At 33.9% G+C, this 13,913-nt stretch carries 10 protein-coding genes, 2 pseudogenes and 1 riboswitch; of the genes and pseudogenes, 4 read left to right on the forward strand and 8 right to left on the reverse strand.

From position 1 onward, the window contains the following. Positions 1 to 10: 10 nt before the first annotated feature. Positions 11 to 1,837 carry an APC family permease gene (locus tag BAU27_RS02215; RefSeq protein WP_071745128.1) on the reverse strand — a complete coding sequence of 609 codons (1,827 nt, stop codon included), beginning with the start codon at positions 1,835 to 1,837 and terminating at the stop codon, positions 11 to 13. 144 nt (positions 1,838 to 1,981) lie between these two features. Next, a riboswitch (cyclic di-AMP (ydaO/yuaA leader) is annotated at positions 1,982 to 2,128 on the reverse strand. Between the two features lie 140 nt (positions 2,129 to 2,268). Between BAU27_RS02215 and BAU27_RS33190 the strand changes: the two genes are divergently transcribed. Beyond that, positions 2,269 to 2,397 (forward strand): hypothetical protein, encoded by a 129-nt coding sequence (locus BAU27_RS33190; protein WP_071745127.1) that lies wholly within the window; start codon positions 2,269 to 2,271, stop codon positions 2,395 to 2,397. Positions 2,398 to 2,475: 78 nt separating this feature from the next. On the opposite strand, the gene panE is transcribed toward BAU27_RS33190, so the two are convergent. After that, on the reverse strand, positions 2,476 to 3,408 hold the full coding sequence (gene panE, locus BAU27_RS02225) for a 2-dehydropantoate 2-reductase (RefSeq protein ID WP_071770010.1): 933 nt from the start codon (positions 3,406 to 3,408) through the stop codon (positions 2,476 to 2,478). A 174-nt stretch (positions 3,409 to 3,582) separates the two neighbouring features. Between panE and BAU27_RS02230 the strand changes: the two genes are divergently transcribed. Next, complete coding sequence (locus BAU27_RS02230; RefSeq protein WP_071770011.1) at positions 3,583 to 5,058, forward strand: hypothetical protein; 1,476 nt, start codon at positions 3,583 to 3,585, stop codon at positions 5,056 to 5,058. Positions 5,059 to 5,281: 223 nt separating this feature from the next. Here the strand turns inward: BAU27_RS02230 and trhO are convergent, their stop codons facing one another. Next, the gene (gene trhO, locus BAU27_RS02235) at positions 5,282 to 6,241 is read right to left on the reverse strand and encodes an oxygen-dependent tRNA uridine(34) hydroxylase TrhO (RefSeq protein ID WP_071745124.1); all 960 of its coding nucleotides are present in this window, start codon (positions 6,239 to 6,241) and stop codon (positions 5,282 to 5,284) included. A gap of 495 nt (positions 6,242 to 6,736) precedes the next feature. Here trhO and BAU27_RS02240 point away from each other — a divergent pair, with 495 nt between their 5' ends. Further along, on the forward strand, positions 6,737 to 8,032 hold the full coding sequence (locus BAU27_RS02240; RefSeq protein WP_071745123.1) for an Nramp family divalent metal transporter: 1,296 nt from the start codon (positions 6,737 to 6,739) through the stop codon (positions 8,030 to 8,032). A 56-nt stretch (positions 8,033 to 8,088) separates the two neighbouring features. Here BAU27_RS02240 and BAU27_RS02245 read toward each other — a convergent pair. The 3 genes and pseudogenes from BAU27_RS02245 to BAU27_RS02260 all read right to left on the reverse strand — a co-directional run bounded on the left by BAU27_RS02245 (position 8,089) and on the right by BAU27_RS02260 (position 10,779). Further along, positions 8,089 to 8,950, reverse strand: a pseudogene (locus tag BAU27_RS02245) (M23 family metallopeptidase). 71 nt (positions 8,951 to 9,021) lie between these two features. Continuing rightward, positions 9,022 to 10,091: pseudogene (locus tag BAU27_RS31590) on the reverse strand (sensor histidine kinase). Beyond that, a complete protein-coding gene (locus tag BAU27_RS02260; protein ID WP_071770014.1) occupies positions 10,081 to 10,779 on the reverse strand; it encodes a response regulator transcription factor in 699 nt (232 codons plus the stop codon). Before BAU27_RS02260 ends, BAU27_RS31590 begins: the two are co-directional and overlap by 11 nt. Before the next feature lie 144 nt (positions 10,780 to 10,923). Here BAU27_RS02260 and BAU27_RS02265 point away from each other — a divergent pair, with 144 nt between their 5' ends. Next, entirely contained in the window at positions 10,924 to 11,454 is a 531-nt protein-coding gene (locus tag BAU27_RS02265) for a GNAT family N-acetyltransferase (protein WP_071745122.1), read from the forward strand. A gap of 158 nt (positions 11,455 to 11,612) precedes the next feature. Here the strand turns inward: BAU27_RS02265 and BAU27_RS02270 are convergent, their stop codons facing one another. Together BAU27_RS02270 and BAU27_RS02275 are read right to left on the reverse strand one after the other, a co-directional pair. After that, positions 11,613 to 12,761, reverse strand: coding sequence for a TIGR04053 family radical SAM/SPASM domain-containing protein (locus tag BAU27_RS02270; protein WP_071770015.1), 1,149 nt, complete (start codon positions 12,759 to 12,761; stop codon positions 11,613 to 11,615). A 503-nt stretch (positions 12,762 to 13,264) separates the two neighbouring features. After that, positions 13,265 to 13,913, reverse strand: a 649-nt coding sequence (locus BAU27_RS02275) for a 5'-nucleotidase C-terminal domain-containing protein (RefSeq protein WP_175546517.1), incomplete at its 5' end; no start/stop codon positions are given.

Below are 13,913 nucleotides of genomic sequence, written 5' to 3' on the forward strand. Positions count from 1 at the left end.
AAAAATCCCCTTACTTTTTCAAATGATATGGTACTGTCGTAATAACAACATTTCTTCGATACAGTAAATACGCACGAATGAGTAAACTAGACTGGTTATGAAGAATGTTATGCCAACCTTTTTTCGGAATAAACTGCGGTATAACGACCGTAACTCGGTAATTTGATTCACTCGCTTTATATTGCACTGTATCAATAAACTTGGTTAACGGCTGAATAATACTTCTATAATGAGAATGTAATGTAACAAGCCTTACTTCAGGTTGCCACTTCTTCCATTTCTCTTCAAATTGCTTTTCCTCTTCTCTGTCAAAAGCAACATATACAGCGATAACTTGATCTGCAGAAAGAGCCTTCGCATAGTTCAATGAATTTTCTACTACATGAGTCATGCCTGCTACAGGAACGACAATTACATTTCCCTCAATCGGAACAATCCGTTCACAAGTTTTTAAACTTAATTGATCGCCCACTGCATCATAATGCTTCTTAATTCGATGGAACAAGAAGATAATGGCAGGTAAGAAAATAAGGATCGACCAAACTTGTGCGAACTTAGTTAAAAAGAACATACTCATTACGATAAAACTAATAACTGCACCCGTTAAATTAATCGATAATCGTAAAATCCATCCCTCAGGCTTTTCACGAAGCCACTTTAGTACCATTCCAGTTTGAGAAAGCGTAAATGGAATAAATACCCCTACCGCATATAGCGGAATCAAATGTTCTGTTTGCCCTTGGAAAGCTACAATTAAAATAATCGAAGAAACCCCTAGTATAATAATACCGTTTGAATATCCCAGACGGTCTCCTCTAATTGTAAACATTCTCGGTATGAACTTATCTTTCGCAAGATTAACTGCTAATAACGGAAATGCAGAATACCCTGTGTTAGCTGCAAGAATTAATATTAAAGCTGTTATACCTTGTATGAAAAAGTACATAAAATTACGTCCAAATGTTTGTTCAGCGATTTGCGAAACGACTGTTACTTGTTTATTTGGAGTAATTCCGTAATAGTAAGCTAAAAAGACAATTCCTGAAAATAAAATGGCAAGTAATGCCCCCATCGCAAGCAATGTTTTTGCTGCATTGTTAGGTGCAGGATCTTTAAAGTTTGGAATTGCATTAGAGATCGCTTCAACACCTGTTAAAGCCGAGCTTCCTGAAGCAAATGCTCTTAACAGTAAAAACAAACTAATTCCTGCAACCGGTGTTCCAATCGGTGAATGTAAAGTCGGTGAAACGTGACCAGTTAAAATATTGTACACCCCTACACCAATTAATATAAATAATGCTAAAACAAATAAATAAACAGGATATGCCAAAATAGAAGCTGATTCAGTTACCCCTCTTAAATTTAAAATGGTAATTAGTATTACAAATATAATTGCAATGATTACATTATGTGCATGTAGGCTAGGAAAAGCAGATGTGAGCGCATCTGTACCTGCAGATACACTTACTGCGACTGTTAAAATATAATCTACTAATAAAGATCCACCAGCTATTAAGCCTGGATTCATCCCTAAATTTTCTTTTGATACAACATATGCGCCCCCGCCATGAGGGTAAGCAAAAATAATTTGCCGATAAGATAAAATAAGAGCTGTTAATAATACTAATACCCCAACAGCTATTGGAATAGAATACCAATAAGCTACCGCTCCAAGACCTGCTAATGCAATTAAAATTTGCTCTGGACCGTAAGCAACTGATGATAAAGCGTCAGAAGATAAAATAGCTAGCGCTTTCGTTTTATTAAGCTTTTGTTCTCCAAGCTCTGTTGATTTTAATGGCCTTCCAATTAAAAACCTTTTGATAGTTGAAACCACTGCTGTCCACTCTCCAATAATTTTGTACGAACTTTTCTGCTAGTTAGAGCAAGTAAAGTATTTCTTCAGAAAACAAAAAATGTCTACAAGCCATAACGAAATAGACTTGTAGACATTATTTTTTTTGTCGCACAAGCTCCACCTTCCTTCTCAATATAACGCTTACGAGGTTAGCTGTCGGATTCGGGCCTATGAGTAGCCCTACCTTTTTCAAGGATTCACCCCATTGAATTATGCACTAATTCATTTAAACGGGTCCCCCGCACCATGCGGTTTCAGCGATTTAGAAAATTGAAACTGTGGATTATATTACTCCTTTATTTTCAAAAAGTAAACAAAAATTTTCAAAAAGAAAATAATTAAAATGATTGCGTATAATCCACCGATAAATATACATAATGAATACTAAAAAATCCACAAAGGAGACCCATATGTCTAAAGAAAAGAAGCCTATTTTTTCCGATTCATATTTAGATGCAGTAGCAAGCGAAATTAATCAATTATATGGTAACCGTGATAAAGAAAAAAATACGACAGAAAGAATTAGAAGAGATGAATAAATTGTCACTATAAACACCAAAAAGGATAGCAACGTATTTATATTTTGCTATCCTTTATCCATTTTCATACTATTAAAATCATACTATTCCCTTACTTTTTATCATCTCTTCATACACTGTTAAATTTTGATATACAACGCCTAATAAAGGTGCTTCTATAGAAAATTGCTCTGCTAAATCCAGTAAGTATCCTTGTAAGTGCTTCCCCTCAATAAACGAACATTTTTCCATATCACGCTGCATCGATGACTTCATATCATACGAAATTTTATCAATCGTTTTCATATGTTCCTCAACAATGTTTTCCTTTACTGGAGCTCCTAATGCCCTCATGATTTGTACAGATTCTTCAAATAAGTTTCGGATAAAATCACGACCACCTTCACTTTCACGAATCGGTCCTATTGGTGCACGCATTAATGTTGTCACACCTGACATTACAGTTATAAATAAATATTTATGCCACATATCCTGCGTAATATTTTCACTTAAAACAAAACTAGCTTTTGTACCTGCAAATACTTTAGAAATACGCTTTATTCTCTCTGAATCTTGAGGCTTAATTTCCCCAAATACAAGTCTGTTAGCAGCACTAGTTTGTACAATTTCTCCTTGTTCGTTTAACGTCGTCTCGATAAAGCATAAACCACCAATTACTTTTTCCACGCCGAATTCCTTTTGTAATAGTGATAAATGAGCGATACCATTTAACAATGGGATTATTACAGTATTTTCACCTACAAACGGCTTTAAATCTATGGTCGCCTCGTGTAAATGATACGCTTTTGTTGAAAATAAAATCACATCAAATGGAGACGTTCTATCTTCTTTCGTTATCAATTTCGGTTGAAATGCAAAATCTCCATTCACACTACGAATAACAAGTCCTTTTTCCTCTAATTGCTGTTTTCTTTTGCTGCGAACGAGAAATGTAACATCTTCTCCCTTTTCTACTAATCGGCCACCAAAAAATCCACCGACGCCACCAGCTCCTAATACTAAAATGCGCATACAATATCCCCTTTTCCTAACACAATTATACTAGTTTTAGTATACATAACATTATACATGTCCCCTGTTAAATTAGCTGAATTTTCATTCTTAATCTATTGCAAAAACAAGGTTATTTTCAAGAAAAATTGGGCATGTTGTTTCTATAGCTTATTCGGAAAGGAAACAATGTAAATGGAGGCAATACAAATAATTGAAGAAAAAGATGTAACAACAGCTATATTTCAATTTATATTCCCGTTTTCGTTTAAAACTGGATATGAACAAAATATGTTCCCTTTCTTACAAAAAAATAATTTCCGTCCTTTTCGACTCGATCATCTCGAAGATGAAAATACATATTATGGGGAGTTTAAAGTTTCACATCAAAATATGGAAGCATACTATCTTTCATTTACGAATAAAATTCTTTTTCCTCATTCAGAACATCAAAAGGGACTACAGCGCTTTTCTAAAGATCTTAATTTAAATGGACATTTAACAACAAATCTTATTTCCGTTCCATTCAAGATACATTCTATTGATGTAACACTTTGTCCTTATGAGCTTGGCTTCTTAACAATTCGAACAGAAGTCAAAACCGCTCCAAACATGACATTATCAGAAGCCATCGAATTCGCTTCTCGCTTCCGTGTGCTTGAAACTAGAAATGATACAACTGAGACCATTTGTATTGAATGTGATGGAAAAAAATATTCACAAGTAGAAAAACTTATATTCGGCGATTTATTTCATGGCTTAACAGACTTCTTTGAGAATAAGAGGTTGCGGAGTTCATACTTTCAAACATTCCCCTTCTTTGAAGACCAACGAATGTATGTACAAACCTTATTATCTATTAACAAAAAGTCACACCTTCATGTAGTTGATGTATATCGAGCTTCCAGTCTTTCCGGATTAACAGACGATGGTAAGCCGTATATTAGCGCAAATAATGTTCCTTATATTGATGATTATTTAACAAAGCATTCTTATCAAAGATGGGCTCCTAACCGTTATTTTATTATGGAAGAACATATTTTCACATGTATAACAAATGAAGGTGAACGAGAAGTCACTAAACTTGCTAGTCAAATGTACGGAGAATTTTATTACGCTTTATTATTAAACCTATTCCATAAAGTTGTTTTATTAAAGATGGCGAACGCTTATGCTGAACTAAATATTGAACAAGATACAAATGAAATAGAGAAATTAATTTACTCTATCAATTCGTTTACAGCGAATTATTTTTCTTTAGAATTAGTATCTCAATCACAAAGTGAAGATATTTTCTTCCGCTTAAGAAAACTTTTTAACATTGAAATTTTATACTCGAACGCGAAACAAAATCTTGATGGTTTGTTTAAATATCAAGAAAATGTCGCCGCTAAAAAAGATAGCCTTTTATTATTAATTTTAACTCTCTACTCTGTGGTGGGCCAAATGTTAGGGTTTACTATGATTGACCTTTTAAGAAACACAGATTCAAACAAAATATCATCGCCTCTTGAATTTTTCGCACTGTTAATAGCAATTAGCGGTATAGTCATTTCCTTTATTTTAGGTGCACAAAGTTTATACCAATGGGGTATACAGCATCGAAGAAGACAAGCGTGGGTAAAACAAACTGTACTTTCTGCTGTGAACGAAAAAGAGGATAAAAATTAAAGACGATTATTTTCAAATTAAAAATACATGGTGCACTTAAGTAAATGAAATTTTTATCAGCGATTTTCCGAATATATCGGCGCAACTTAAAATATATCAGCGATTTTTTAAATATATCGACTTATCGACAAAAACTGACAAAAATAAGAACCGAATCATAAAAAAGGCTACTCCAAAATGAACCTTGGAGTAGCCTCTTCTCTTTGTGTTACACTAATTCCGCTTACTTCCCTGCTTCGATTTTTTCTAATGCAGTAGCTACTTGCTCTTCAGTTAATTCGTGTTGCACGATATAACGATTACGTGGGTGTACACGACATTCATGAGAACATGCACGTAAATGTTTTGCTTCACTTTCTTCAGAGCATAAAATTTTCTTGTTACATTCAGGGTTTGCACAGTTTACATAGCGCTCACAAGGTTCACCTGTAAAGTGATCTTTACCAACGATAACGTGCTCTTTTTGGTTTACTGGTACAGCGATACGCTCATCAAATACGTAACATTGACCATCCCATAGCTCGCCTTGTACTTCTGGATCTTTTCCGTATGTTACAATTCCGCCATGAAGCTGACTTACATCTTCATAACCTTCACGAACTAACCAACCAGAGAACTTCTCACAACGAATTCCGCCTGTACAGTATGTTAAAATCTTTTTGCCTTCAAGTGTTTCTTTATTTTCTCTAATCCAATCTGGTAATTCACGGAATGATTCAATATCTGGTTTAATTGCACCTTTGAAGTGTCCTAAATCAAATTCATAATCATTTCGTGCATCAATGATAACTGTATCTTCTTGTTTCATTGCTTCATAAAAATCTTTTGGTTCTAAATACTTCCCAGTAATTTCTTTTGGATTAATGTCGTCTTCTAAGCGAAGTGTAACTAACTCTGGGCGAGGACGTACGTGCATTTTCTTGAATGCATGTTCATCTGCCTCATCAATTTTAAAAACGATTCCAGCAAAACGTGGGTCATTGTTCATCGCTTCCATGTATTTTTCTGTTTGCTCAACAGTTCCAGAACAAGTTCCATTAATTCCTTCTGTCGCTACAAGAATTCTTCCTTTTAACTCAAGTGATTTACAAAATTCTAAATGCTGTTCAGCAAATTCTTCTGGATTTTCAATTGTTGTGTACATGTAATAAAGTAATACTCTATATGGTTTTGTAGTTGCCAATGTATTTCTACCACCTATCTAAATTTTAAAATCATGTATAAGTTAACGTTCATATCAAAACATATATAATAAGAAAATACATACTAAATTGTACTTAGCCTATTTTCTTCTATTTACAATTTTTTCTATAAGTTAACAAAAATAAAAACAAGATTACATCACAAAACACTATGGTTATGTTGTAATCCCAATATATTATATATCATACAATTTCATTTCCATCAATTAATATGCTGTAATATAGGCTCTATGTTCACATAAATTTCAAAAACAACCCTATAATTTATTATCTTCCCCCTTATTCAGCATCCATAAACTCCCAAAATATTTTTCACATCGTCACACCATTCTTTGCACGAAGTCATATAATTTGCATTAAGGAAACTTTCGTGTTCAAATGAAATTGCCACATAATATATTTAAATGTATTGAAATAATGAATAAGAGCAAATACAATAATTTCATCAAGTTAACATTCCAAAGGGGAACACTACTATGAATAAAGATATATCAAAAGATGAACAAGTCCCTTCTCAAAGTACAACTGTTCAATCCGCACATTTAGCATTAAGCGGACAAACGAAAGGCTTAAAGAGACTATTACCATTCTTAGGACCTGCTTTTATCGCATCAGTTGCTTATATTGATCCTGGGAATTTTGCAACGAATATAGCTGCTGGATCCCAATATGGGTATTTATTACTTTGGGTAATTCTCGCTTCTAATTTAATGGCTGTATTAATCCAAACTTTATCAGCTAAATTAGGAATCGCTACTGGGAAAAACCTTCCTGAAATAGCTCGAGAAAATTTCCCAAAACCAGTTTCCATCGGTTTATGGATACAAGGTGAACTCGTTATTATGGCGACTGATTTAGCTGAATTTATTGGAGCAGCACTCGGATTATACTTACTGTTTGGAATTCCGATGTTACCAGCTGCTTTAATTACAGCGGTTGGATCATTTATTATTCTTGAATTTCAGCGCAGAGGCTTTCGTCCATTAGAAGCTATCATAACAGGGATGATTTTTATCGTTGTTATCGCTTTTGGTGTCCAAGTCTTTTATGCTAAACCAGAATTAAGTCCTCTTCTTTCAGGTCTATTTATTCCAAAATTCCAAGGCGTGGATAGCATTCTTTTAGCAGCTGGAATTTTAGGTGCGACAGTAATGCCGCACGCGATATATTTACATTCTGCCTTAACACAACGCCGCGTAGTCGGAACAAATGATGAACAAAGGAAAAAGATTTTCCGCTTCGAATTCATCGATATTATTATTGCAATGGTTATCGCTGGAGCTATTAATGCAAGTATGTTAATTGTAGCAGCTGCTTTATTCTTTAAAAACGGCTTGCATGTTGAAGATCTTGATGTTGCTTTTAACCAATTTAGTAACTTAGTCGGTCCTGTATCAGCTGCTTTATTTGGAATTGGACTCTTATCAGCAGGACTCTCTAGCTCATCTGTCGGTACAATGTCGGGTGATATTATTATGCAAGGATTCATTCGCATGCATATTCCGCTATATTTACGCCGATTTATTACAATGATTCCACCACTAGTTATTATTGCTTTAGGCGTAAACCCAACTTACGCTCTCGTTATGAGTCAAGTTGTCTTATCGTTCGGTATTGCCTTTGCACTAGTACCACTTATTATGTTTACAAGTAATAAAAAGATTATGGGTGCACTCGTTAACCACCGTATAACAACATTTATCGCTTGGATAATCGCTGCACTCGTTATCGTTTTAAATATTTTCTTACTGTATCAAACATTTGTAGGCTAATGAAAAAGGGTATTCCAATAAAAATGGAATACCCTTTTTAGTACAATAATTCTCTTCTAATTACCTTTTACGTATGTACCTCTTTCCGGCATCATAGCACCTTTTTTAGTTCGAAAATACAGTGGCAAGCCTTCCGTACAAAACATACTCACCTTGGATGGATCCTCTCTTTGATGATGAATGTGTAAATGCGGCTCACTTGAACTTCCAGAGTTACCAACTTGGGCAAGAACGTAGCCTTCATTTACATGTTGTCCTTCTTTAACTTTAATCGACCCTTTCTTTAAGTGAGCGAGAATCAAAAATGTCCCTGTTTCATCTAACCGTAAATAAATATGATTCCCGGCCATTGACTGAAAATCATCTGATCCCGGAACTAAATCTTTTTCATCATTATTAACTGATACAACTGTTCCAGAAGCTGGTGCCATTACTTTCGCTCCATATATTCCATAATCCTCTAACGTACTACTTTTCACTTCAGCAGGTGGAATGAGAATATCATATGCCCATCTTTCATTTGGTTTTATCACATGATAATTCTTCTCTAGCCGATCACCACCCCAACCTACTAACGCCCGCTCATTCAAAGGAAAACGAACGACTATTTTAGGACTCGTAGACTGTACATCTGCTGGGTATGCAATTCCCCCAATGTTAGGCGAACCACCCAACAGGCCAAGCTCCAATGATAGAGAACAGAACTATTAAAAGTAACGTTCTATCTATTCGCTTTCTAAAGATGCCCTTCCAAACAAACATTACTACTGAACCTATCAAAACAAAAATCGAAACTACGCTAAATGCTTGTATACCCCACCAAACAACGACTGATATAGTACCATTAGCTAAATAAACTACACTCCAACTTATAAATAAAAAAGAAACTATAATTGCTAACAAACTTTTCTTCCACATGCTGTATCCCTACTCTCATATCTTTGTTCTCAATGATACGAAGTAAAAATTACGACATATAAAAGAAATACTTACGACTTTCTTACTTTTTTATACTGTGGTAATTTTACAGTGAAAACTGTTTCTTTATCGTTACTACATACAGTTATATCTCCTTTATGGAGCTGAGCTATATTTCTCGAAATTGCAAGTCCCATTCCTTTCCCACCCGTATGAGAACTACGTGATTTTTCACCACGATAAAACTTCTCAAAAACGTAAGGAAGGCTCTCTGTCGGAATACATTGTCCAAAATTTTTAATTTCTACTTCAACATTCCTTTCTCTTTGGGAAATTTGAATTGAAATTTCTTTTCCACCTTTCCCGTACATAATGCTATTACTAATTACATTTTCAAAAAGTCTCACTATAAGTGCTACATCAACTTCTATATATAGCTCTTCATTACTTTTAATATAAAAACTCATATTGGCATCATCTAACTGTGGTAAAAAATCAATCATGATCTGTTCAATTAATGCTTTCATATCTACTACATTTTTATGTAATTCAATCTCTCTATAGTTTATTTGACAGTATTCTAATAAATCATCAACTTGATTTTTTAATTCATAACTTTTTCGCTTTAATATACTTACATATTGTTCACATTCTTCTCCATGTGAATGAAGCTTATTTCCTAGTAAATCCGCATAACCAATTAGAGATGTTACAGGCGTTCGTAAGTCATGTGAAATATTACTAATCATTTCATTTCCTGTGATTTTTTTTCATTTTCAATAGACTCTTTTAAACTTTTGGCCATTCTATTGACATTCGTCGCTAACTCACCAATCTCATCGCTTTTCGAAATAGGTATATGTATTTCCAAATTACCATTGCTTATTTCCTTCACGTTCTTATTGATCTCATTCAATCTTTTTATAGTTGTCTTTGTCAGTAATGCAAAATATATAGTGGTTAACAGCAGAAAAAACATAAAATAAAAAAACGAATATTTTTCTTCTAGCGCGACAACGTCACTATATATACTTCCAAATAAAATTTGAACTAATATGATACTTACCGTAGCTAACAGGATACTACATATAAATGCGAAAAAGAATTTAGCTCTAATTCCTTGTAATGATTTAATCTCCAATTTTATACCCGACTCCCCAAACATTTTGTATAAACCTCGGTTCTTTTGGATTCTCTTCGATTTTATTTCTTAATCTCGCAATATGAACCATTACCGTATTATTACTTTCATAGGCCCTTTCATTCCAAACACTTTCATATATTTCTTCAATCGTAAACACACGGTTCTTTGCAGCTGCCATTAAGTGCAGAATATCATATTCAGTTTTTGTAACATTAATTGTTTGTCCATATATCTTTACTACTCTAGAAATTTCATCTATTTCTAAACCTTTAATGTTTATTTTCTTTTCCATTACTTGGACAGTAATTTGATTAAAATATGTATACCTTCTTAATTGAGCTTTCACTCTTGCTATAAATTCAATTGTACTAAACGGCTTCACAATATAATCATCTGCCCCAGTACTAAATCCAATTACTTTATCTACATCCGATGATTTTGCGCTTAAAAACATAATTGGTAAACTGTGTTTCTCTCTAATCCTTCTACACAGTTCTATACCATCCATTTGAGGCATCATAATATCAAGAATAGCAAGTTGAATACTGTTATTATTTATTATCTCTAATGCCTCTTCTCCGTTATGAGCACTAAAAACAGTAAAACCTTCTTGCGTTAAATTCACATTAATAAATTGAACAATATCTAGATCATCATCTACAATTAATATCGAGTTTTTCTCCATTTCCAAACCTCTTTTTTGAAATATATTCCACATCTAATTTTAACATAAATCAAACCTACCCTTTCTTCTTGAATAATCTTTATTTTCAATTTAAATTATATAATAACAAATACATTTTAGTTTCATATGAACAGGAGTGAAGGCATGTTTCCTATATTAAAGACCGACCGACTCATTTTGCGAGAACTTACCGAAAAAGACGCACCAAGTATACTACAATGCTTTTCTAACACTGATGTACTGCGCTATTATGGCCAAAAACCATTACAGAATGTTGATCAAGTAAAACAGATCATAAATAATTTCAAGTTGAGTTACAATGCAAGAAACGGTATAAAATGGGGAATCGAATTAAAAGATAAGAAAGAACTCATTGGAACAATTGGTTTTCACGATTGGTCTTCTGAGCATAAACGCGCCAATATAAGTTATGCCTTTCTCCCTGAACACTGGGGAAATGGATATGCGACTGAAGCAGTTCCTGAAGTTATATCATATGGTTTCCACACCCTTCATTTAAAACGTATCGGTGCGATTGTCTTTCTTGAAAATGAAGCTTCAAATAAAGTGCTATTAAAATTAGGTTTTGAAAAAGAAGGAGTTTTAAAAAATTATATGTATCAAGATGATATTCCATATGATACGAATTATTATTCTTTATTAAAATCAGTTTAATAGAATTAACATGTAAAAAACTCGTATCAGCACAACGGAGCCAGGTAGTGGATTTTTAATGAGGGATACAGTTTTCATTTCTTAGATCATCGTACGACGGATGCAAAGTACAATAAATTATATAATCTAAAAAAGACGGTACATGAGCAAACCCTTACTCATGTACCGCTTTTTACGTTCTTTTTCTGTTTTCGCAATGCTTTTGGAATGTATACACAGAAAGGTTCGCTTTCCATGTAATCCCCCGTCATCGCATATGCTCTAGAACGAGATCCCCCACAAACATATCGAAACTCACAAACACCGCACTTTCCTTTATACTTGTCCGGATTACGAAGGTTTTGAAAAACAGGGGAGTTTCGATAAATTTCAGCTAGCGATGTTGTTCTAATATTCCCAGTTTTAATTGGCAATAACCCACTTGGATATACATCTCCAATATGAGAAATAAATACAAAACCGTTTCCATCATTCACCCCTTTTGGAGCACGCCCAAGCCCATCAATTCGACCCGTCGTCCCATTCATCAATACATCCTGATATTGAATGACCTGATTTGTTTTTTTATTTTCTTTCATTTTTTCTTGAATCACAACACGTCTATAATGCTGACCAGCTGTTGTTTTAATATCAAAAGAAACCTTTTTACTAAGTTGATATAGCCAATGGAATACCCTTTCATGTTGGGCTGGTGAAATCATATCTTTTTCCTTACCTCGCCCCGTTGGAACTAAGAAAAATATACTCCAAAGTACACATTCTAATTCTTCTATTAACATTGCCATCTCTTCAAGTACATCCACATTATAATTAGAAACAACAGTATTAATTTGAATAGGGATTTTTAATTCATGCAAATAACGAATCGCATTCATTGTTAATTGAAATGACCCTTCTGTCCCTCTAAAATGATCGTGTATTTCAGCTGTTGGTCCATCTAAACTAAACGCCCATCTAGCAAGTCCTACTTCTTTTGCTTTTTGAATTGTTTCTTTCGTAACGTTTGGAGTGGCACTTGGCGTCATAGATACTCGAACACCTTTTTTCACTGCATATTCCGCAATATCATATACATCTGGACGCATTAATGGATCTCCACCAGTAAATACAAGCATTGGATTTTCCATTTCATATATATCATCAATTAGTTTTTTTCCTTCTTCGAATGTTAGCTCTAGAGGATCACGATGATACTGTGCTTCTGCACGACAATGCAGACATTTTAATTGACATGCTCTTGTTAACTCCCATATCACAATAAACGGATTTTTATTAAAATCACGATTAATCAAGATTAACCCTCCCATCAATTGATATTCTAATTGTAAAGTTATATATGTATTTATGTTGTGAGATGAATCACAAATAATAATCTTCCTCTGCTGTTGATCTAATGTTTCTACCTTCCTCTTCAACCATCACAGAAGCTCTTTTTAAAAAAATATAAACACCCCTTTAGACTAAATGATCTAAAAGGGCAAAGCTTCACAACTTTTTATAAACATCGTGGCTTTCTTCAACACATCACATCTTTTTTTTAGTTATCAAGACCTAAATCGTAAAAAGTCATAAAAAATAAAGGGCGATACATATTAGTCATGCATAATATGTATCGCCCTTTTAATTGTTGTTCAACAATCGCGCCTGTTTGTTGAAGATTATTAAATTAAGGATCTTCTTTACAACGCGAAACTCAAAGTAGTTGTTCGTATAACTTATTTCCATACCAATCACACACCTTTGTAGAGTAGTAGTATCAGTATGTCCAAGGTTGATAGATTTTTTGCACCAAAACCATTTTTCTTATATTTTATTTAATAATCCTATTAAGTTTTTTGTAAAATTCACCTTTTGTTTTTACATGATTAAACTGATTCGGATTAATATTAGCATTTTGAGAGATTGCTACAATCTCTTCTTTTGTAATTGAATCTTTAGTATTTATAGATGCTATATTTGTATATTTTCCATCTTCTGTTTTTGAAATTTCTAAAATCCCTTTATTTACAAGATCCACTACAGCCTTATGCTCTGAAGAATGTGTATCTACACCAGTAATTTTCCAATTATGCATAACTTTTGGCGTATATACACCCTTCTTTACCTCTTTTAAATATGTAATAGCAAGGTTACGAATGGTTCCACCTGTTTCTCCCAATGCATTCTCTTGTTTAGATGACCAAATTTGTTCAAACTTACGTCCCTCTAAAGCTCCACCTTTTGCCTGAAGAGCCTCCATTCTATATGCATTCATTCCCAGCGTCATAACATCGCTCATTTTGATTGGTTTATTTGTACGAATAGATCGTAAATTTGTAATTCTACTTCCATATGGTTTTGTTAAGTCAATCTCGTATTTTACGCCCCCAAAGAAATCGTTCGTACTGTATTTAGACGCACGGCGGGTTTTATCAAAGCTAACTGTTACATCTCCGGCACGAGATGAGTTAAAATACCCT

The sequence above is a fragment of the Bacillus sp. NH11B genome (genome assembly GCF_001884205.1).
GTDB lineage: Bacteria > Bacillota > Bacilli > Bacillales > Bacillaceae_G > Bacillus_A > Bacillus_A proteolyticus.